At 43.9% G+C, this 20,621-nt stretch carries 22 protein-coding genes; 14 read left to right on the plus strand and 8 right to left on the minus strand.

Translation table 11 applies throughout. From position 1 onward, the window contains the following. Window positions 1–97: 97 nt before the first annotated feature. On the minus strand, window positions 98–991 hold the full coding sequence (locus ACQVGT_RS08875) for a diacylglycerol kinase family lipid kinase (RefSeq protein WP_015483414.1): 894 nt from the start codon (window positions 989–991) through the stop codon (window positions 98–100). A gap of 160 nt (window positions 992–1,151) precedes the next feature. Between ACQVGT_RS08875 and brxB the strand changes: the two genes are divergently transcribed. From brxB to ACQVGT_RS08905, 6 genes are all read left to right on the plus strand, one after another. Next, the gene (brxB, locus tag ACQVGT_RS08880) at window positions 1,152–1,589 is read left to right on the plus strand and encodes a bacilliredoxin BrxB (protein ID WP_003226477.1); all 438 of its coding nucleotides are present in this window, start codon (window positions 1,152–1,154) and stop codon (window positions 1,587–1,589) included. A gap of 267 nt (window positions 1,590–1,856) precedes the next feature. Then, window positions 1,857–2,624: an arginine ABC transporter substrate-binding protein ArtP gene (gene artP, locus ACQVGT_RS08885; RefSeq protein WP_015384047.1), complete on the plus strand. Its 768-nt coding sequence runs from the start codon at window positions 1,857–1,859 to the stop codon at window positions 2,622–2,624. Between the two features lie 80 nt (window positions 2,625–2,704). Next, window positions 2,705–3,364 carry an arginine ABC transporter permease ArtQ gene (gene artQ, locus ACQVGT_RS08890; protein ID WP_003230340.1) on the plus strand — a complete coding sequence of 220 codons (660 nt, stop codon included), beginning with the start codon at window positions 2,705–2,707 and terminating at the stop codon, window positions 3,362–3,364. Further along, window positions 3,357–4,079: an arginine ABC transporter ATP-binding protein ArtM gene (gene artM / locus ACQVGT_RS08895; protein WP_004398740.1), complete on the plus strand. Its 723-nt coding sequence runs from the start codon at window positions 3,357–3,359 to the stop codon at window positions 4,077–4,079. The genes artQ and artM overlap by 8 nt, the downstream gene beginning before the upstream one ends. Before the next feature lie 70 nt (window positions 4,080–4,149). Then, on the plus strand, window positions 4,150–5,118 hold the full coding sequence (locus ACQVGT_RS08900) for an aromatic acid exporter family protein (RefSeq protein WP_014480207.1): 969 nt from the start codon (window positions 4,150–4,152) through the stop codon (window positions 5,116–5,118). A gap of 51 nt (window positions 5,119–5,169) precedes the next feature. After that, window positions 5,170–5,700: a L,D-transpeptidase gene (locus ACQVGT_RS08905; RefSeq protein ID WP_004398604.1), complete on the plus strand. Its 531-nt coding sequence runs from the start codon at window positions 5,170–5,172 to the stop codon at window positions 5,698–5,700. Between the two features lie 19 nt (window positions 5,701–5,719). On the opposite strand, the gene prli42 is transcribed toward ACQVGT_RS08905, so the two are convergent. Next, window positions 5,720–5,812 (minus strand): stressosome-associated protein Prli42, encoded by a 93-nt coding sequence (gene prli42, locus ACQVGT_RS08910; protein WP_003226489.1) that lies wholly within the window; start codon window positions 5,810–5,812, stop codon window positions 5,720–5,722. A gap of 89 nt (window positions 5,813–5,901) precedes the next feature. Between prli42 and mce the strand changes: the two genes are divergently transcribed. Genes mce through ACQVGT_RS08925 form a run of 3 tightly spaced genes read left to right on the plus strand, consistent with a single transcriptional unit; the run spans window position 5,902 to window position 8,973 of the window. Beyond that, window positions 5,902–6,324 carry a methylmalonyl-CoA epimerase gene (mce, locus tag ACQVGT_RS08915; RefSeq protein WP_014477275.1) on the plus strand — a complete coding sequence of 141 codons (423 nt, stop codon included), beginning with the start codon at window positions 5,902–5,904 and terminating at the stop codon, window positions 6,322–6,324. After that, window positions 6,317–7,840 carry an acyl-CoA carboxylase subunit beta gene (locus ACQVGT_RS08920; protein WP_080030739.1) on the plus strand — a complete coding sequence of 508 codons (1,524 nt, stop codon included), beginning with the start codon at window positions 6,317–6,319 and terminating at the stop codon, window positions 7,838–7,840. The genes mce and ACQVGT_RS08920 overlap by 8 nt, the downstream gene beginning before the upstream one ends. Before the next feature lie 17 nt (window positions 7,841–7,857). Continuing rightward, window positions 7,858–8,973 carry a tripeptidase T gene (locus tag ACQVGT_RS08925; RefSeq protein WP_044445375.1) on the plus strand — a complete coding sequence of 372 codons (1,116 nt, stop codon included), beginning with the start codon at window positions 7,858–7,860 and terminating at the stop codon, window positions 8,971–8,973. A gap of 39 nt (window positions 8,974–9,012) precedes the next feature. Here the strand turns inward: ACQVGT_RS08925 and ACQVGT_RS08930 are convergent, their stop codons facing one another. The 3 genes from ACQVGT_RS08930 to mifM all read right to left on the minus strand — a co-directional run bounded on the left by ACQVGT_RS08930 (window position 9,013) and on the right by mifM (window position 11,066). Then, window positions 9,013–9,744, minus strand: a complete 732-nt coding sequence (locus tag ACQVGT_RS08930; RefSeq protein WP_015384042.1) for a YqjF family protein — start codon at window positions 9,742–9,744, stop codon at window positions 9,013–9,015. Between the two features lie 177 nt (window positions 9,745–9,921). Further along, window positions 9,922–10,749: a membrane protein insertase YidC gene (locus ACQVGT_RS08935; protein WP_015384041.1), complete on the minus strand. Its 828-nt coding sequence runs from the start codon at window positions 10,747–10,749 to the stop codon at window positions 9,922–9,924. Window positions 10,750–10,778: 29 nt separating this feature from the next. Further along, on the minus strand, window positions 10,779–11,066 hold the full coding sequence (gene mifM, locus ACQVGT_RS08940) for a membrane protein insertion/folding monitor MifM (RefSeq protein ID WP_080030738.1): 288 nt from the start codon (window positions 11,064–11,066) through the stop codon (window positions 10,779–10,781). A 72-nt stretch (window positions 11,067–11,138) separates the two neighbouring features. Between mifM and ACQVGT_RS08945 the strand changes: the two genes are divergently transcribed. Beyond that, the gene (locus ACQVGT_RS08945) at window positions 11,139–12,383 is read left to right on the plus strand and encodes a DNA polymerase IV (protein ID WP_015483410.1); all 1,245 of its coding nucleotides are present in this window, start codon (window positions 11,139–11,141) and stop codon (window positions 12,381–12,383) included. 109 nt (window positions 12,384–12,492) lie between these two features. After that, window positions 12,493–13,902: an NADP-dependent phosphogluconate dehydrogenase gene (gene gnd / locus ACQVGT_RS08950; RefSeq protein ID WP_003230365.1), complete on the plus strand. Its 1,410-nt coding sequence runs from the start codon at window positions 12,493–12,495 to the stop codon at window positions 13,900–13,902. 121 nt (window positions 13,903–14,023) lie between these two features. Here gnd and zwf read toward each other — a convergent pair whose 3' ends face one another. Further along, the gene (gene zwf / locus ACQVGT_RS08955; protein ID WP_015384038.1) at window positions 14,024–15,493 is read right to left on the minus strand and encodes a glucose-6-phosphate dehydrogenase; all 1,470 of its coding nucleotides are present in this window, start codon (window positions 15,491–15,493) and stop codon (window positions 14,024–14,026) included. Between the two features lie 226 nt (window positions 15,494–15,719). Here zwf and rnz point away from each other — a divergent pair, with 226 nt between their 5' ends. Together rnz and rpmG are read left to right on the plus strand one after the other, a co-directional pair. Continuing rightward, entirely contained in the window at window positions 15,720–16,643 is a 924-nt protein-coding gene (rnz, locus tag ACQVGT_RS08960; RefSeq protein WP_004398681.1) for a ribonuclease Z, read from the plus strand. Between the two features lie 81 nt (window positions 16,644–16,724). Further along, window positions 16,725–16,874, plus strand: a complete 150-nt coding sequence (rpmG, locus tag ACQVGT_RS08965; protein ID WP_003226511.1) for a 50S ribosomal protein L33 — start codon at window positions 16,725–16,727, stop codon at window positions 16,872–16,874. A gap of 43 nt (window positions 16,875–16,917) precedes the next feature. Here the strand turns inward: rpmG and ACQVGT_RS08970 are convergent, their stop codons facing one another. Together ACQVGT_RS08970 and namA are read right to left on the minus strand one after the other, a co-directional pair. Further along, window positions 16,918–17,679 (minus strand): alpha/beta fold hydrolase, encoded by a 762-nt coding sequence (locus tag ACQVGT_RS08970; protein WP_014477266.1) that lies wholly within the window; start codon window positions 17,677–17,679, stop codon window positions 16,918–16,920. A 109-nt stretch (window positions 17,680–17,788) separates the two neighbouring features. After that, the gene (gene namA / locus ACQVGT_RS08975) at window positions 17,789–18,805 is read right to left on the minus strand and encodes an NADPH dehydrogenase NamA (protein ID WP_015384036.1); all 1,017 of its coding nucleotides are present in this window, start codon (window positions 18,803–18,805) and stop codon (window positions 17,789–17,791) included. 171 nt (window positions 18,806–18,976) lie between these two features. On the opposite strand from namA, the gene ACQVGT_RS08980 reads away from it, so the two are divergent. After that, window positions 18,977–20,620, plus strand: coding sequence for a M20/M25/M40 family metallo-hydrolase (locus ACQVGT_RS08980; protein WP_015384035.1), 1,644 nt, complete (start codon window positions 18,977–18,979; stop codon window positions 20,618–20,620). Window position 20,621 lies beyond the last annotated feature (1 nt).

Consider the following 20,621-nt stretch of genomic DNA (forward strand, 5'->3'; position numbering starts at 1 on the left):
ACTTCCCCTTTTTCAAGTGTGTATCCCTTATACTGTAAGACCTCCTCCTAGGGGAGAGTCAACGGATTTGCAAAATCTTTCTAAAGCCTTATGACAGTTATTCATTTGCGGGAACAAGCATGTCGATATGCTGCGGCAGGACCTGAATGACTGCGGGTGTATGTGTATAAACTTCTCCATCCATATCCGCCTTTTTGGCAGTGTCTGTTTCAATCTCGATACGGGAGGCCTGGACATAGGACAGCTCTCCGGTAAAACGATCAATTGAGCCCTGTTCCATGCTCATCAGCTCCCGCAGCGCGGTGAGGTTGGTGTTGCGGCATATGAGAACATCAAGTAAGCCGTCTTCAATACTGGCATCGGGCAGAGGAATTCGATTCGTTCCAATGTATTGGCCATTCATCACAAGCAGCATAACGGCTTCTTCTTTAATTTCTTCTCCATCAATTTTTAATGTCATCGGAAACGATGCAGCGGATGAGACGGTTCGCAATGCACTTGTAAAATAGCTGATTTTTCCCAATAATGCTTTTTCCGTTTCGTTGATTTGATTCGACGTTTCTGCAATTAAGCCGATCCCCCAGAAATTCAAAAAATAACGGTCATTCATCTGACATACGTCTACGCTGGTTTTTTTTCCTGACATAAGTGCTTCCGCGGCCTTTGCAAGATTTTGAGGGATGCCAAGCACTCTTGAAAAGTCATTGCATGTGCCGCCGGGCAAAATTCCGACAGCGGGTTTTCTTTCTAGAGCGCTGATAGCATTTATGCATTGATGGATCGTGCCGTCGCCGCCGAGAATGAAGACGGTGTCGACAGAATCATCAATGGATTGGCAAAAATGATACGCATCATCCTTTTTCTTTGTCTGCTTAATAATCACCTCATCTAAATGGTGAGATAAAACCGGCACCACAGCACCAAGTGCTTTTTCTATATTTTTGTTGCCGGCATTTCCGTTATGAATCAGTAACGCTTTCCGGTGGCTCATATACAACTGCTCCTTTATTTTACTTCTGGTTATATAATCCCCTTTTTCTGTAAGCAGTAAACGAAGAGCAAAAAAAGTGCACGGCGAAGCAAAGTCATTTGCCGATATGGACGTTTCCTTGCTATCATAAGAACAGATGATGAAAAAGGAGAGGTCTTCATTGAACATGGACTTTAATTTATTTATGAATGATATTGTCCGCCAAGCGAGACAAGAAATAACAGCTGCCGGATACACCGAGCTTAAAACAGCCGAAGAGGTGGATGAGGCACTTACGAAAAAAGGAACGACGCTCGTCATGGTAAACTCTGTTTGCGGATGCGCCGGAGGAATTGCAAGACCGGCAGCCTACCATTCCGTTCACTATGATAAAAGACCTGATCAGCTCGTCACCGTTTTTGCCGGACAGGATAAAGAAGCGACAGCGCGTGCGCGTGACTATTTTGAAGGTTATCCGCCATCTTCTCCGTCCTTTGCGATTTTGAAAGACGGAAAGATCATGAAAATGGTAGAGCGCCATGAAATTGAAGGCCACGAGCCGATGGCCGTAGTGGCAAAGCTGCAGGAAGCCTTTGAAGAATATTGTGAAGAAGTATAAGACGAACAACCCGGATGCCCAAGCGGCCCGGGTTTTTTTGTGCATAAATTTCCAAGGGTATATGAATAAATATTAAAAGATTATTCAATCGGATTGTACAGTGATTTTATTTTTATCTAGTAATATCAAAAAGAGATCACTGGAAAGATAAGCTTGAAGATAATTTTTAAAAATAGTATTGCATAAAAATAAGAAACTGTTTAAAATACAAATTAACGAATAAATATTCAAATACACCAAAAGTAATGAATACGGGGGAAATGGATCATGAAAAAATGGCTCTTATTACTTGTAGCTGCCTGCATTACCTTTGCATTATCTGCTTGCGGCTCAAGCAATTCAGGATCAGAAGGCGGCAAGAAAAAATTAATTATGGGTACTTCCGCGGATTACAAACCGTTTGAATATAAAGAAGGCGATAATATTGTCGGCTTTGATGTAGAGTTGGCAAAATCTCTGGCGAAGAAGGCAGGCTATGAAATTGAAGTGCAGGATATGGACTTCAACAGCTTAATTACAGCGCTTAAATCAAAACAGGTGGATCTCGTTCTGTCAGGAATGACACCAACGCCTGAGCGTAAAAAACAAGTTGATTTTTCAGATGTGTATTATACAGCGAACCATATGATTGTCAGCAAAAAAGACAGCGGCATTCAATCTTTGAAAGACCTGAAAGGAAAAACAGTTGGCGTTCAGCTTGGCTCTATTCAGGAAGAGAAGGGGAAAGAGCTTTCTCCGGAATATGGTTTTAAAACAGAAGACCGCAACAGAATTTCTGATTTGGTGCAGGAAATCAAATCTGACCGCTTCGATGCCGCGATTATTGAAGACATTGTTGCAGAAGGGTATTTCAAATCAAATGATGACCTGCAAGGCTTTGTGATTCCTGATGCGAAAGCGGAAGAAGCCGGTTCAGCAATTGCTTTCAGAAAGGACAGTGAACTGACAGACAAATTCAATAAAGCGCTCAAGGAAATGGAAGATAACGGAGAGCTTGAGAAATTGAAGAAAAAATGGTTCACTGGCGAGAAGTAAAAAAAGCGGCTCAACTTTTTCGTTGAGTCTTTTTATTGAATAGGAAATCTTTTTTCCTGTAAGAAAAGGAGACAAAGGCTATGAATTTGGATTTTTCAGCAACGATCCCCCAAATTCCTTTTATATTAGAAGGCTTGGCAATTACATTAAAAATTGTTGTTGTATCTGCTATTATCGGACTTATACTCGGTATTGTGCTAAGCTTATGCAAGATCAGCACATTCCGCCCGTTTATCTGGATCGCTGATTTTTATACATCAGTGTTCCGAGGCACGCCTTTAGTGCTGCAGCTTATGATTGTCTATTTTGGCCTTCCTCAGCTGCTCGGATTTCAAATTGACCAGTTTTGGGCTGCGGTTGTCGCATTGTCTTTGAATTCCGCCGCTTATGTATCGGAAATTATCAGAGCCGGAATCAATGCCATTGATAAAGGGCAAAAAGAAGCTGCTGTTGCTCTCGGAGTCCCGTATGGAAAAATGATGAAGGATCTGCTGCTGCCGCAGGCCTTCAAAAATATATCACCTGCAATTGTGAATGAATTAATTACGTTAACAAAAGAATCGGCGATCGTCACCGTCATCGGGCTTGGTGATGTCATGAGACGCGCATATCAAGCTGGCGCCGCCACTTACAATTACCTTGAGCCGCTCATTATCGCGGGATTGATTTATTATGTGCTTGTCCTGATTTTAACGTTTATCGGCAAGGCTGTAGAAAGGAAGCTGAAATCCAATGATTAAGGTTGAAAAGCTGTCAAAATCATTTGGGAAACACGAAGTATTAAAAAACATTTCAACAACAATCGCTGAGGGTGAGGTTGTGGCCGTGATCGGTCCTTCAGGCTCAGGCAAATCAACGTTCCTACGCTGTTTAAACCTGTTGGAAAAGCCTAACGGCGGAACCATTACAATAAAAGACACAGAGATTACGAAGCCGAAAACCAACACATTAAAGGTCCGGGAAAACATCGGGATGGTTTTTCAGCATTTTCATCTCTTTCCGCACAAAACGGTTCTCGAAAACATCATGTACGCGCCTGTCAATGTAAAAAAAGAATCAAAACAGGCTGCACAGGAGAAAGCTGAGGACCTGCTCCGCAAAGTTGGTTTGTTTGAAAAGCGAAATGACTATCCAAACCGTTTGTCTGGCGGACAAAAACAGCGTGTCGCGATTGCCAGGGCTCTTGCGATGAATCCGGACATCATGCTGTTTGACGAGCCGACATCTGCCCTTGATCCGGAGATGGTCAAAGAAGTGCTACAGGTGATGAAAGAGCTGGTCGAAACCGGCATGACCATGGTGATTGTCACACATGAAATGGGCTTCGCAAAAGAAGTGGCAGACCGTGTGCTGTTTATGGACCAAGGAATGATTGTCGAAGACGGCAATCCGAAGGAATTTTTTATGTCGCCAAAATCCAAAAGAGCGCAGGACTTTTTAGAGAAAATATTATAGAATATAAAAAAGAAGAAGGCTGGCCGCCTCTTCTTTTTTATTGAAGAAACAAATAGAAATGGAGTCCGACATGTTTAAAATTGGTTACCGCACAATAAAGACCGCGCTTGGAACAGCTTTGGCTATTTATATAAGCCAGTTATTGCATTTGCAAAACTTCGCATCAGCAGGAATCATCACCATTTTGTGCATACAAATCACACAAAAACGGTCGCTTCAGGCCTCATGGGCCCGCTTTGCGGCATGCTGTCTGGCAATTGTTTTTTCTTATCTCTTTTTCGAGCTTATTGGCTACCACCCGTTTGTGATCGGAGCGCTTCTTTTGATATTCATTCCGATAACGGTTCTGTTAAAAATTAACGAGGGTATTGTCACCAGTTCCGTTATTATCCTTCATTTATACATGTCCGGCGGCATTACGCTTGCTTTCATCTGGAATGAAGTTCAGCTGATTACGGTTGGCATCGGCGTCGCTCTATTGATGAACTTGTATATGCCTAGTCTTGATCGGAAACTGATTGCCTACCGCAAAAAGATAGAGGATAACTTTGCTGTCATTTTTGCAGAAATCGAACGGTATTTGTTAACTGGTGAGCAAGATTGGTCAGGAAAAGAAATTCCGGAAACGCACCAGCTCATTACGGAGGCTAAAAACCTGGCATATCGAGATGTGCAAAACCACATTTTGCGTTACGAAAATCTGCATTATCATTATTTTAAAATGAGAGAAAAGCAATTTGAAATTATCGAACGCCTTCTCCCTAAAGTGACATCGATCTCCATTACGGTAGATCAGGGAAAAATGATCGCTGAATTTATTCATGATTTGCGGGAGGCGATACACCCTGGGAATACAGCGTACAAATTTCTGAAAAGACTTGCTGACATGAGAAAAGAATTTGAGGAGATGCCGCTTCCGGCGACTAGAGAGGAATTTGAAGCGAGGGCCGCTCTCTTCCATCTTCTCGGCGAAATGGAACAATATTTAGTGATTAAAAGTTATTTTAAAGGAATAAAAGCGCAAAAATCACTCGGATGATTCGCATGAGCTCTTCCTTCATTGGTCAACCTAATGAAAAAGGAGGAGCTTATGCGTTTTTTCTTATGTTCGATTTTTATGATGATTTCACCGATTTGGCCTCTCGGCGAAAATCCGTTGCCGGGTGATCCGTATGTTATTGTCAACAAGCGAACAAATGAACTTGCTGTTATCCTCGACAACAAAGTAGAAGGCGTGTATAGTGTGGCGACTGGAAAAACAGATGATTTGACGCCTGAAGGAGAGTTTTCGGTAACGGTAAAAGCGGAAAATCCTTACTACAGAAAGAAAAATATTGAAGGGGGATCTCCTGACAACCCGCTTGGGGCCAGATGGATCGGATTTGACGCGAAAGGAACGGACGGGCGGATTTATGGAATTCATGGGACAAACCGAGAGGAATCAGTAGGAAAATTTGTGTCTAACGGCTGTATACGTATGCATAACGATGAGGTCGTTCATTTGTTTCAAACGATACCAGTAGGAACGAGAGTGCTGATCACGGACGACAACCGCTCTTTTGAGGAGATTGCCATCGAGCATAAAGCTCTGATAAAAAAGCAGGATATTCCCATTGAATAAGGCGCCTGCTTTTTTATCGTTATAGAAACATGACGATTCCTGAGAGTACAGTTGAAAGAATAAAAACTCCCAAAATCACGATCAAAACGCTTTTCATCAGTTTTTGAGACATGATTTTCACTCCTTAAACAATCTGTCTATATTTTAGCGCGTTTTGAATGGGCGGACAAGCGATATCTATTAGCGAAAGCAGGGATGCAAATGAACAGGCTTGACCATATCGGGATAGCCGTTTTTTCGATAAAAGATGCAAGAAGCTTTTATGAAAATGTATTGGGGCTTGCATTTCTTCATCAAGAAACGGTTGAAGAGCAAAAGGTGAATGTTGCTTTTTTTCAAGCGGGTAGCGTCAAACTTGAGCTGATAGAGCCGTTGACAGCTGACAGCCCCGTCCGTTTATTTTTGGAGAAGAAAGGGCAGGGACTGCATCATATTGCGTTTTTGTGCAACGGCCTATCTGAACAGCTTCAAGCATTGTCTGACCGGCATGTTCAATTGATTGACAGGTATCCAAGACAGGGGGCAAATGGGAAAAAGATCGCGTTTATTTCCCCTCGGGAAACAAACGGTGTTCTTGTAGAGCTTTGTGAACCGAAAGGAGACCAACACAATGAACATGAATGAGCACATGGATCATTTATACACGAAACGCAAGCAGGCAGAAGAAGGCGGAGGACAGGAAAAGCTGGCTCAGCAGCGGCAAAAGGGCAAGCTCACTGCTCGGGAAAGGATCATATTTCTTCTAGATCAGGACAGCTTTATCGAATTACATCCCTTCATGGAAAGTCAAGTGCTAACAAGAGAACAGCGCATGTTAGGGGATGGGGTCGTGACAGGGTACGGCACAATTGACGGCCGCTCAGTTTATGTATTTGCACAAGACTTCACAGTGTTCGGAGGGGCGCTTGGCGAAACCCATGCCAGGAAAATCTGCGCTTTGATGGATCTGGCAGCAAAAAATAAAGCGCCGATTATCGGGCTGAATGACTCAGGTGGTGCGAGAATTCAAGAGGGTGTGGTATCATTAGATGGATACGGTCACATATTTTACCGAAACGTCTTATATTCCGGAGTCATTCCGCAAATATCGGTTATTTTAGGGCCGTGCGCTGGAGGCGCTGTATATTCTCCGGCACTCACAGATTTTATATTTATGGCTGAACAGACCGGCCGGATGTTTATTACCGGCCCGAAGGTGATTGAAAAAGTGACAGGGGAACAGGTTGATGCGGAGAGCTTAGGCGGAGCGGGGATACATAATGCCGTCAGCGGAAACGCCCACTTTTCCGGGCATACGGAGAAGGAGGTTCTGACAGGGGTGAGAAAACTGCTGTCTTATTTGCCGCTGAATGGCCGGACAACAGAGCCGAAGCTAGAGAAAGAGGCGTCCAGACCGTTATTAAACCATCTTGTCCCTGCTGATACGACAAAGCCTTATGATGTTCGGAAGGTGATTAGGGAGCTGGCCGACCCGCAGTCTTTTTTTGAGATTCAGCCATTTTTTGCGAAGAACATTGTCATTGGGTTTGCAAGGCTGGGTGAAAAAGCAATCGGCATCGTGGCGAGCCAGCCGAAGCATCTGGCGGGAAGCCTGACGATTGACGCTGCTGATAAAGCAGCAAGGTTCATCCGTTTTTGTGATGCATTTGATATCCCGCTATTGACTGTCGAAGATGTCCCAGGGTTTCTGCCGGGTATTCAGCAAGAGCACAATGGAATCATCAGGCATGGAGCAAAATTATTGTTTGCTTATGCTGAAGCGACTGTCCCAAAAGTCACACTCATCATTAGAAAAGCGTACGGCGGCGCCTATGTGGCCATGAACAGCAAAGCGATCGGAGCGGACCTTGTGTTTGCATGGCCGAATGCTGAAATCGCAGTGATGGGTCCAGAAGGTGCGGCATCGATTTTGTATGAAAAGGAAATCAAAGCTTCAGCTGACCCGCAAAAGACGAAACGCGAAAAAACAGCTGAATACAAAAAGCAAAACGCCGGCCCATACAAAGCGGCCGCTTGTGGAATGGTCGATGACATCATTTTGCCGGAAGAATCAAGGGGAAGACTGATACAAGCTTTTCATATGCTTGCACATAAGACAGAAGAGAGACCGAAAAAAAAGCACGGTAACATACCGCTTTAATATGGAGGGACTTACAAATGGTGAATGAAAAACGCCTGCTGGAAGAATTTTTAGAGCTTGTCCAAATTGATTCAGAAACAAAGCACGAAGCTGAAATCTGCAAAGTGCTGAAACAAAAATTTTCTGATTTAGGTGTGGACGTTAAAGAAGACGATACAATGGATATCACGGGCCACGGAGCCGGTAATCTGATTTGCACGCTAAAAGGGACAAAACAAACAGATACGATCTATTTTACATCTCATATGGACACAGTTGTACCCGGAAACGGCGTAAAACCAGTTGTAGAGAACGGTTACGTCAAAACTGACGGCACGACGATTTTAGGCGCTGATGATAAAGCGGGATTGGCTGCAATGTTTGAGGCGATTAAGGTGCTGAAAGAAGAAAACATTGAACACGGCACGATTGAATTCATCATCACAGTAGGGGAAGAATCGGGTCTGATCGGAGCGAAGGCTCTTGACCGTTCTATGATCACTGCATCCTACGGCTATGCTCTTGATTCAGACGGAAAAGTCGGAAATATCATTGTGGCCGCGCCGACACAGGCGAAGGTAAGAGCGGCAATTTTCGGGAAAACCGCTCACGCCGGGGTTGAACCTGAAAAAGGTATTTCAGCGATTACAATCGCTAGCAAAGCCATCTCAAAAATGCCATTGGGACGTATCGATGAAGAAACAACAGCTAATATCGGCCGGTTTGAAGGCGGCACACAGACAAACATTGTGTGCGACGAAGTTCATATTCTTGCTGAAGCGCGCTCTTTAGTTCCTGAGAAAATGGAAGCTCAGGTTCAAAAAATGAAAGCTGCTTTTGAAGAGGCAGCTGCTGATATGGGCGGACGCGCAGAAGTCGAAATTGAGGTTATGTATCCGGGCTTTAAATATCAAGACGGCGACCAAGTTGTTGAAATCGCGAAAAAAGCGGCTGCTAAAATCGGACGTCCAAGCGAGCTGCAAACGAGCGGCGGCGGAAGCGACGCGAACGTAATCGCTGGTCATGGCATTCCGACGGTCAATCTAGCTGTCGGTTATGAGCAAATCCATACAAAAAATGAAAAAATGCCGATCGAAGAGCTCGTTAAAACGGCAGAAATGGTTGTTGCCATTATTGAAGAGGCGGCAAAATAAAAAAGAAAACCCGAGTGCGATTTCCCGCATCGGGTTTTTTTAACTACTCCATTTCCTAAGCGGCCAAAATAACACATCCTGTTTTTTAGCGTAATGAAGCAAGGGGTCTGACTCTGGCAATGTAATGCCGTGAGCATCAGCCACCGTATTGACGGAAAACTCGGCCTCGGCATGTTGCAGCAGCCAAGGATGATGATGGATGTCTTCGTAATAGAGTTTATTGCGATAAGTGGTGTAGAGCCTGTATCGTTCTGTCAGCCAGTAATCGAGCGAATCCTTTTCTGCTGTAAAAGGCGCTGAAATGGGCCGGTATGCGGCGTGGAATGCTGCTTCTTTGTCATTTTTCCGCTTGCTGACATAGTCAATGCGATCACCGTTTTTTTCGGCTTTCATATCCGCGTAAAAATAAGGCAGATGAAAGAATGTGCGAGCGCCAAGGACCGCCAGCCGATGATCGGCATCTAAGCTGAAAAAATAAATGCCGGGCTTGCCTTTATACGTGACATAGGTGCGGAGGTTAAGCTCAGGAAATGCACGCGCACCGGGAATGGCAGGAAGATAACGCGCCCTCAGGTTCGTGAGCATAAAGGGAAGCATGCTGATCCAAGCTTGACCGTTATATGTATCTAATTCTAAAGCGGACGGTACCAAAGCGCGAAGGATAGAAACATCAACAGGCCAGTGAGCAAATAAGACATCATTCCAGGTTTGTCTCATGATCCAGATTCCTTCAGGTATAGAAATGTTTTTTTGCTGAAAGTGTTCCGTCAACGTATATGCTCCTTTCGGTTGGAGGTGAGTAAAGGTATTCCCGATTTCCTTCTTTTTAAACGATACGGCTGTTTTTTAGGATGGCCATTTCTGCTTCAGCCATGATAAACAAGACTGTTTGGTATGCTTTGCAAGTAACAAAAAAACAACCCCGGCTTTTCGCGCGGGGTTGCTTTTTTATTTCACCGGCTCAGTAAGAGCGGCTGTTTTTTTACTTTTATGATGCGTCATCTGAAGGACGATGTTTTGCACTGTCAAAAACAGTCCGCTTGTAAACCAGTACAGCGGAAGGGCTGCCGGAACATTAAGCGAGAAAATCGTCATCATCACTGGGAAGATGAACACCATCAATTTTGCGGATTGCTGTGCCGCAGGGTTTTGCGGGACAGCGGAATATTTCGCGCTCAGTTTTTGAGCGACATAGGCCTGGATAAAGTACATTGCTCCCGCACTAAGAGACACGAGAATGTCAGATTGTCCTAAACTGAACCATAAAAACGAGTGTGACGCAATTTCAGGTGTAGAGCGAATCGCGTAATAAAGCCCAATCATAATCGGAAACTGAATCAGCATTGGGAGGCATCCCATAGCAAGCGGATTGATGTTGTTCTCTTGATACAGCTTCATCATTTCCATTTGCAGCTCTTTTTGTTTTTCAGGGTCCTTCGTTTTTTTCAATTTGGCCTGAATGCTGTCAACCTGAGGTTTAATAACGGCCATTTTCTCTTGGAACACGCGCTGTTTTTTGAACTGATTAACAAACAAAGGCAGCACAACCATACGCACAATAATGGTTACGAGAATAATAGAGAGTCCGTATTCACCGTGAAACAGCCCGGCAACACCCTTAAGCAGAGCGGAAAACGGTTCGATTAAATAGTCGTGGAAAAAACCGACGTTGCTGAGGCCTCCCACCTGATTAGTCGCGGCAAATGCAGCATTGCCCGAGCATAATACGATCAAAAAGATACCCATAGCCAAAAGTTTTTGATATGTTTTTAACAATTTGTTCTCCTCCTTTTTATAAATGCGGTTTATAAAAGAAGAGAACTGGCGTCTTCATCATCGTTCACAGGCGAATTCATGCGGAAGACTTTACGTATCCAAGTTGTAATGCGATGATATATAATAATAAGAAAGTCTGTTCGGTTAATGTGAAAGACCGTCTGATGTTCATCTGTTCGTTTTGATTTCCATTGCTCGCCGGCACGGCACTCTCGTAAGAGGAATGCAATCCCGATTGCCGTCAGAGTCGGAAGAATAATTGTGAAAAAATCGACTAAGAATAAAACGTCATTTATCGATTCCACAAACATTGTCATCACATCCATTCAATACCTTCATTTTACTATATGTACAAGCCGTTGTCTAATGAACGAAAAGGAGATTTATTTATGCTGGGAAAGGGCCGAATTATTTTCCATATTGATATGAATAGTTTTTACGCATCGGTGGAAATGGCATATGACCCGGCTCTCCGAGGGAAGCCGGTTGCAGTTGCCGGAAACGTAAAGGAGCGAAAGGGCATCGTGGTGACATGCAGCTACGAAGCAAGAGCGCGCGGCGTCAAAACAACGATGCCGGTTTGGCAAGCGAAGCGCCATTGCCCTGAACTTATCGTTCTTCCGCCGAATTTTGACCGATATAGAAGCTCTTCAAGAGCGATGTTTACCATTCTTCGTGAATATACTGACCTGGTGGAGCCTGTCTCCATCGACGAAGGCTATATGGACATGACCGATACACCATACAGCAGCCGGGCGCTGGAGACGGCAAAAGAAATCCAAAGCAGGCTGCAAAAAGAGCTGCTGCTCCCATCAAGCATAGGGATTGCGCCGAATAAATTTCTCGCTAAGATGGCGTCTGATATGAAAAAACCGCTTGGAATTACGATTTTAAGAAAGAGGCAAGTACCTGATATCCTGTGGCCGCTTCCTGTTGGAGAGATGCACGGAGTCGGCAAAAAGACAGCGGAAAAACTGAAGGGACTCGGCATCCATACAATCGGAGAGCTAGCTGCAGCTGATGAACACTCGCTGAAGCGCCTGCTTGGCATCAACGGTCCGCGCCTTAAAAATAAAGCAAATGGCATTCACCATGCGCCGGTTGACCCGGAGCGCATTTACGAATTTAAAAGCGTCGGCAACTCATCGACACTTTCCCATGATTCCAGTGATGAAGAAGAGCTGTTAGGCATCTTTAGAAAGCTTGCGGCTTCTGTGAGTGACCGTTTACAGCGCAAGGAAGTCATGGCTTTGAAGCTTTTTATTATGATTAGATATGCGGATTGGAAAACCATCACAAGAAGCACCACGCTGAGAAACCCGATTGATCAAAAAAATGACATTTTGAAAGAAGCGGAGCACCTCTTTTTTAAACATTGGAATAAAAATCCTGTCAGGCTGCTTGGCATTACCGGAACGGATTTAGTAGAAAAAGAGCAGGCATATAAACAGCTCGATTTGTTCAGCTTTAATGAAGATGCGAAGGATGAGCCCATTCAGCAGATGATGGAAAAGCTGAATAAAAAGTACGGTACCAAACTGATCAGAAAAGGGGCAACGTTAAAAAAAGAGGAGAGCAAAACAAAGGGAACAAGCTTTAATAAAGATTTTTTTCAAGATGAAAAGAAAAGCTGAATCGCTTGAAAAAAAGGGTGAATGTATGGTAATTTCTTTATTATAAATATCATTTTATTTTAATTTAAATTTTAAAATGATTAAACGTTTGCAGAAGGGACGTTAGAATATGTCAAAACAACAAATCGGCGTTATCGGACTTGCGGTCATGGGTAAAAATCTGGCATTAAATATCGAAAGCCGGGGATTTTCTGTTTCTGTTTACAACAGATCAAGCAGTAAAACTGAGGAGTTTTTACAGGAGGCAAAAGGAAAAAATGTTGTTGGCACATACAGCATTGAAGAATTTGTCCAATCCTTGGAAACACCGCGCAAAATCTTATTAATGGTTAAAGCGGGAACTGCAACAGATGCGACAATTCAATCTCTTCTTCCTCATCTAGAGAAGGATGATATTTTAATTGACGGCGGTAATACATACTATAAAGATACACAGCGCCGTAACAAAGAACTCGCTGAAAGCGGCATTCATTTTATCGGAACAGGCGTTTCCGGCGGAGAAGAAGGAGCGCTTAAAGGACCTTCTATCATGCCTGGCGGACAAAAAGAAGCACATGAGCTTGTAAAACCGATTCTTGAAGCCATTTCTGCAAAAGTTGACGGAGAACCTTGTACGACATATATCGGTCCGGACGGCGCCGGCCATTACGTAAAAATGGTGCACAACGGAATTGAATACGGAGATATGCAGCTGATCTCTGAATCATATTTCATTCTGAAACAGGTGCTGGGCCTTTCTGCTGATGAGCTTCATGAAGTTTTCGCTGAATGGAATAAAGGCGAGCTTGACAGCTACTTGATTGAGATTACGGCTGACATCTTCACAAAAAAAGACGAAGAGACAGGCAAACCGCTTGTTGATGTGATTCTTGATAAAGCAGGGCAAAAAGGAACAGGAAAATGGACAAGCCAAAGCGCACTTGACTTAGGCGTTCCGCTTCCGATTATTACTGAATCTGTATTCGCACGCTTTATCTCAGCTATGAAGGAAGAGCGTGTGAAAGCAAGCGGACTTCTTTCAGGACCAGAAGTGAAGCCTGTTACAGAAAATAAAGAAGAGCTGATTGAAGCGGTCAGAAAAGCGTTGTTTATGAGTAAAATCTGCTCATACGCGCAAGGATTTGCCCAAATGAAAGCTGCTTCTGAAGAATACAACTGGGACCTGAAATATGGTGAAATCGCTATGATCTTCCGCGGTGGCTGCATCATTCGCGCGGCATTCCTTCAGAAGATCAAAGAAGCTTACGATCGCGAGCCTGAGCTTGACAACCTGCTTCTTGACAGCTATTTCAAGAATATTGTAGAAAGCTATCAAGGAGCGCTTCGCCAAGTGATTTCACTTGCAGTTGCCCAAGGTGTGCCGGTGCCATCATTCTCAAGCGCATTAGCCTACTATGACAGCTACCGCACAGCCGTACTGCCTGCAAACTTAATCCAAGCACAGCGCGACTACTTTGGCGCTCATACATATGAGCGTACCGACAAAGAAGGCATCTTCCATACTGAATGGATGAAGTAATCAATAGAAACCCCCGAAGCTTTAGAGCTTTGGGGGTTTTGTTATTAAAGAGAGTGCTATACCTCTGTGATAGCTGAAAAAAGCCGAAAATGCTTGTGAGCATTTTCGGCTTTTTTCTTACTTATATATTCCACCAGTGCAAGCCGTCTTTCGCCAAAAGATCATCTGATTCTTTTGGTCCCATTGAGCCTGATTCGTAGTTAGGAGATAAGGTTTTGTTTGCTGCCCATGTTTCAGAAATGGAGTCGACAAAGCTCCAAGAAAGGGCAACTTCATCCCAGTGTGCAAAGTTTGTTGCATCGCCAAGAAGACAGTCGTGAATAAGTTTTTCATATGCTTCAGGGGTGTTCAACTCGTCATTGCAATTGCTGCAATAATCGAGTTTGATTGGCTGTGCGTGTGCTGCTCCGCCAAGCTTTTTAGCATTTAAGTAAAGCGTAATGCCTTCGTCAGGCTGAATATGAATGACAAGCAAGTTCGGATTCATGTTGTTTTCATTACCGTAGTACAGGTTCATCGGAATGTCCTTAAATTGAACGACAATTTTTGTGGATTTTTCTTTCATTCGTTTTCCGGTTCTGATGTAGAATGGAACACCAGCCCATCTGAAGTTGTCGATCAAGAGCTTGCCGGCAACAAAGGTTTCTGTATTGGAGTCAGGAGCGACATTATCTTCATCTGTATAAGAAGGAACAGGCACACCGTCAATTTCACCAGCTTGATATTGTCCGCGCACAAAGTATTCATCCACTTCGTCTTTTGCAATAGGACGCAGTGCTCTCAGCACCTTCACTTTTTCGCTGCGGATTTCTTCTGTGTTCAATTTGATAGGCGGCTCCATTGCAAGAAGGGCAACCATCTGCATAATATGGTTTTGTACCATGTCGCGAAGGGCGCCTGATTTTTCGTAATATCTTGCGCGGTCTTCAACGCCTAGTGATTCGCTAGATGTGATTTGAATGTTTGAAATGTAGCGGTTTGTCCAAAGCGGTTCGAAAATCGCATTGGCAAATCGAATCACTTCAATATTCTGAACCATTTGTTTGCCTAGATAATGGTCGATTCTGTAAATTTGATCTTCCGTAAATGCTTCGCGGATTTCTTTATTCAATGCCTGTGCGCTTGGCAGATCATGGCCGAACGGCTTTTCGATGACAAGTCGGGACCAGCCGGTTGTAGCTGTTACACCCTCTGATTTTAATGTTTTTGCAATCGTTCCGAAGAATTCAGGAGCCATTGCCAAGTAGAACATTCTGTTGTTAGGAATTTGATATGTATCTTCCAGCTGGTTAAGCAATACGTTAAGCTCTTGATAAGAGCCAGGGTTTGTCACGTCAAACGGGTGATAGTAAAAATGAGACGTGAAATCATCTATATGCTTATCTGCAGCTGAGGAAATGGATGTTTTAACAGTTTGGCGAAGATCCTCATTAGACCAAGGTCTTCTTCCAACTCCTACCACTGCAAACTCTTCTCCGATTTGTCCGTTTTGATATAAACGGTGAATAGACGGATACAATTTTCGTTTTGCTAAATCTCCAGTTGCACCGAATATGACAATTACTGCTTTTGGTTGTTGGTTTGTTTTCACTAAAAGTACCTCACTTTATTCGAAGCTTTATTTTAGTACACCCCGTATATTTCCTTCATTTTAAATCTAAAATTCAACGAAAGCAAACATTTAAGCCCTTTTTTAAGCAGAATGCTGAAAAAATGTTTCTAGCACGAAAGGATTGTTCTTTTCAGAGGCAAGATTCACATTTTGCGCTTGATCCTGTATTCTTGTAGGTATCTGGTTCTAGTAGGAGGAAGGAAACGTGGAATTACTTTTTTTAGGGACAGGAGCCGGCATTCCCGCCAAGGCGAGAAATGTAACGTCGGTGGCATTAAAATTGCTTGAAGAAAGGCGTTCGGTATGGCTTTTTGACTGCGGGGAAGCCACACAGCATCAAATTTTACATACAACGATTAAACCTCGTAAAATAGAGAAAATCTTTATTACACACATGCACGGCGATCATGTATACGGACTTCCGGGGCTTCTGGGGAGCCGTTCCTTTCAAGGCGGAGAGGACGAGCTGACAGTGTACGGACCTAAAGGGATCAAGGCGTTTATTGAAACAAGCCTTGCCGTCACGAAGACCCATTTGACATATCCGCTTGCGATCCAGGAAATTGAAGAAGGAATCGTGTTTGAGGACGATCAGTTTATTGTCACAGCGGTATCTGTTATTCATGGAGTGGAAGCTTTCGGGTACCGTGTGCAGGAAAAAGACGTACCGGGTTCCTTGAAGGCTGATGTATTAAAAGAAATGAACATCCCGCCCGGACCTGTATATCAGAAAATCAAAAAAGGCGAAACGGTAACGCTTGAAGACGGACGAATCATCAATGGAAATGATTTTCTGGAGCCTCCCAAAAAGGGAAGATCTGTTGTGTTCTCCGGTGATACGAGAGTAAGTGACAAACTAAAAGAGCTTGCGAGGGATTGTGATGTGCTTGTTCATGAAGCAACCTTTGCTAAGGAAGACCGTAAACTTGCTTATGATTATTATCACAGTACAACGGAACAAGCGGCTGTAACAGCGAAAGAAGCAAGGGCGAAGCAGCTCATTTTAACCCATATCAGCGCAAGATATCAGGGAGATGCTTCTTTGGAGCTTCAAAAAGAAGCGGTTGACGTTTTCCCCAATAGCGTGGCGGCATATGATTTCTTAGAGGTAAACGTCCCGCGAGGCTGAAGGCGGAGCTCTTATTTGACAATTTGTGATGATGTTGTATAATAAAACGTAATCATTACGCTTTATAAGGAGATGTTAATTATGAGAGTAAATGTTACTTTAGCCTGCACTGAAACGGGAGACCGAAATTACATCACAACAAAAAATAAACGCACCAATCCAGACCGTTTGGAGCTGAAAAAATATTCACCGCGTTTAAAGAAATATACCCTTCACCGTGAAACAAAATAATATAAAAGACCGGGAATCCCTTACGGCCCGGTCTTTTTTTACGTTAATTGACTGCCTGGTAAAGAGGAGCGGCCTGCTGGCACGCTGCGCACCATACGTCATAAATAGCCAAGTGAACGATATGAGGTTCATCATGATGGATGTTGTGGGAGCTGTTTTTAGCTTGAATCCAGCCGCTTTGGTTAGATAGAGACAATATGCTGCTGTGCAAGTTTTGCCACTCCTGTTCAGCAGCGAATTTCTCAGTCCGTTCTCCTGATGACAACACAAGAAGAGGCATGTTTCCTAAGTGGACTTGCCGCTTTTTGAGCTCCTGCAGACTTTTTGAAAACTCTGCATGTGTGCCCTCAAGCATCATCTTTCTCGTATGTGATTTGTGCATTTCTTCGGGTATAAAGGTAAAGCTGGCGCAATCGCCTAAAGCTGGGTCAAGAAGGACCATGCCGATAATATCATACTTGTTTTTGCAGGCCCATAAACCGGTGATGACAGCTCCGTATGAGTGTGAAACAGCCAAATAAGGAGGTTTTACATCAGCTGCTTTAAGCAAACTCTCCAATTCTTTCACTTGTTGATCAGCTGTTCGTTTAGCTCTGCTTTGCCCGCTTTTTCCTATGCCTGCCCGATCATATGTGAAAATGCCAAATTCATCATCAATGTCCGCCATTAATGGTTTCCACGTCTCAGAAGAAGTACCATAGCCGGCCTCAAAGACAATCGTTACACCGCTTGATCCTTTCCGGTGCTGTGTATGAAACGCACATCCGTCAATTGTATATGTCTTTTCCATCCAAGCTGATTTCATTGGAGTCATCTCCTCTAATTGGTTCTACTAGGGAGACGGAGAACCTTAGCCGATCGTTTCTCTAAAAATAAAAAAAGAGATATCCTCAACAGGATATCTCTTATGGGCATTACCAGCCTCTTTCGTATTGAACAGGGGCCGGAATCTCTGTATTGAGCTGTTTCGCGGCAGTTCTTGCAAAGAATGGATCCCGCAAAAGCTCTCTGCCGATAAAGATGAGGTCGGCACGTCCGTTTTGCAGAATTTCTTCAGCCATTGAACCGTCTGTAATCATGCCGACGGCACCAGTAGCCATGTCCGCCTGTTCACGGATTTTCTCAGCGAAGCTGACTTGATAGCCAGGGAATACGTTAATGTTTGCGTGAACAAGGGCGCCTGAGCTGCAGTCAATTAAGTCAACACCCTGCTCCTTCATCCATTTTGCAAAACCGATGTGATCGGCAATGTCTAAGCCTTTATCAGTGTAGTCAGAAGCAGATACACGGACAAATAAAGGACCGTCCCATACTTGTTTGACTTCATCAATGATCTCTCTCAAGAAACGATAGCGGTTTTCAGGTGAGCCGCCGTATTCATCTGTGCGATGGTTGGAAAGCGGAGACAAAAATTCATGAATTAAATATCCGTGCGCCGCATGAATTTCAATCACATCAAAGCCGGCTTCTTTTGCGCGGGCAGCCGCTTGCTTGAACTCCTGAACTGTTTCTTTTACTTTTTCTGCTGACATTTCTACAGGTGTTGCTGATTGTTCGTCAAACGCAATCGCCGATGGAGCGAAGATATCTCCTTCAAGCTCAGCTTTACGTCCGGCATGGGCAAGCTGAATGCCGATTTTTGAACCTTGTTCTTTGACCTGCTCAGTCAGTTTTGCAAAGCCTTCAATATGCTCGTCGCTCCAAATGCCTAAGTCTTGGTCAGTGATTCGTCCTTGAGGGTTAACCGCTGACGCCTCTACAATAATCAGTCCGACCTGGCCGATTGCGCGCGATATGTAATGTGCCATGTGGAACGGTGTTAATTTTCCGTCCTTTTCATGAGAAGAATACATGCACATTGGCGACATGACAATGCGGTTTTTTAACGTCATATCTTTAATTGTAATAGGTGTAAATAATTTTCTGGCCATTTCTTTCGCCTCCCGTAAGGTTTTTAGAGATTGATTATATCAAGTCATTTCTTTCCCGTCATATAAACTGCTCAAAAGAACCGCTTTTGTCAAACATTTCTGTATAATAGACGAGAAATCAGTTTATTTTTCAGTATAGAAGCATTTTTATTCATAGGAGGGGCGGAATCAATGAATTGGCAGACGAAGGACGAATTGCTGGCACTTTTAACTTCTCTTGTGCAATACGAAAGCATCACCGGTTCAAAGGGCGAGGCAGCACTTGCAGAGTATCTTTATTTTATTTTGAAGGACAAGCCCTATTTTCAAAAGCACCCTGATGATGTAACACTTCATCCGATGGACGATGGCAGATCTTTTCTTACGGCTCTAGTCAAAAAGAAGAATGTCAAAAAGACAGTGCTTCTGCTGAGTCATTTTGATGTCGTTGACATAGAAGATTACGGCGAATTTAAACATATGGCTTGCAAGCCTGCTGAGCTTTTGAGCTCCTTTTTAGAGAAAAAAGAGCTGCTCCCGGAACGTGTGAGAAGAGATGCCGAAAGCGGAGACTGGCTGTTCGGAAGAGGGACGATGGATATGAAAGCGGGGCTTTGTGTTCAACTGTCGATGCTGGAGAGGGCAATGAACGGATATTTTGAGGGCAATCTGCTGTTGATAACGGTTCCGGACGAGGAAGTGAATTCTAGAGGCATGATTGAAGCGGTTCCTGCATTGAAGGAAATGGAGAAAAAGCATGATATCACATTAACCGCTTGCCTGAATGCCGAACCGATGTTTGAAAAATTTCCCGGCGATCAGCAGCAATATTTTTATACAGGAAGCATTGGCAAGGTGCTTGCGGGTTTTTTCTGCAAGGGGATTGAGACACATGTTGGAGAGCCGTTTTCAGGCCTAAACGCAAATTTAATGGTATCTGAGATTAACCGTTTGCTTGAACTGAATGCTGATTATTGCGAAAAGGTTGATGGCGAGGTCACTCCGCCGCCGGTAAACTTAATGCAAAAGGACTTGAAAGAGGCATATTCAGTCCAGTCACCGCATACAGCTGTCACATTATTTAATGTGCTGTCAATGAAACGCTCAGCTAGTGAGCTGCATCAGATGCTGCTTAAAACAGCAGAACAGGCGGCGGAGAAAATCATGTCGAACGTTCGGAAGAAAACACAGGATTTTCAACAATTTGCGCCATTTCAGCCGATTGAGCGGGACGTCACTGTTTTGCCATTTGATGAGCTGGTCTCGCGTGCAAAAAAGCGTGCGGGGATCTCGGAAACAGAGCGGGCTCTAAATTATGCCTTTGCTAACAGGGGGGAGCTGGGAGACAGGGATTTTTCGACGAAAATTGTTTCTGAGCTTGCTTCGCTTTGTAAGGAGGATGCGCCGCTCATCGTTCTGTTTTATAGTCCGCCGCTTTATCCAGCTGTTTCTTCAAAGGATGATCAATTGATCAGAAATACAGCAGATCAGTTAAAGCATTATGCGGCTGAGCGATACGGCATTGCATTACGGGAGGTTAAGTACTTCCCCGGACTTTCGGACTTGAGTTATCTTCAGCTGGAAAAGCAGGAGGTTGATGCATACACAAGCAATATGCCGCTCTTTAAGAGAGGATATTCATTGCCAAGCGGTAAAAATCAGGCTTTATATGTCCCGGTTTTAAATGTCGGTCCGGCTGGTAAAGACCCGCATAAATGGACGGAAAGATTGTATATGCCTTATTCCTTTGAAGTGCTTCCCGATTTGCTTTCATTTACGATCTCCGCGTTATTAAAGCAATCAGAATCTGCCGGCCAGCTGTTGCGGGAAAAATAAA

The sequence above is a fragment of the Bacillus sp. SCT118 genome, from assembly GCF_058566435.1.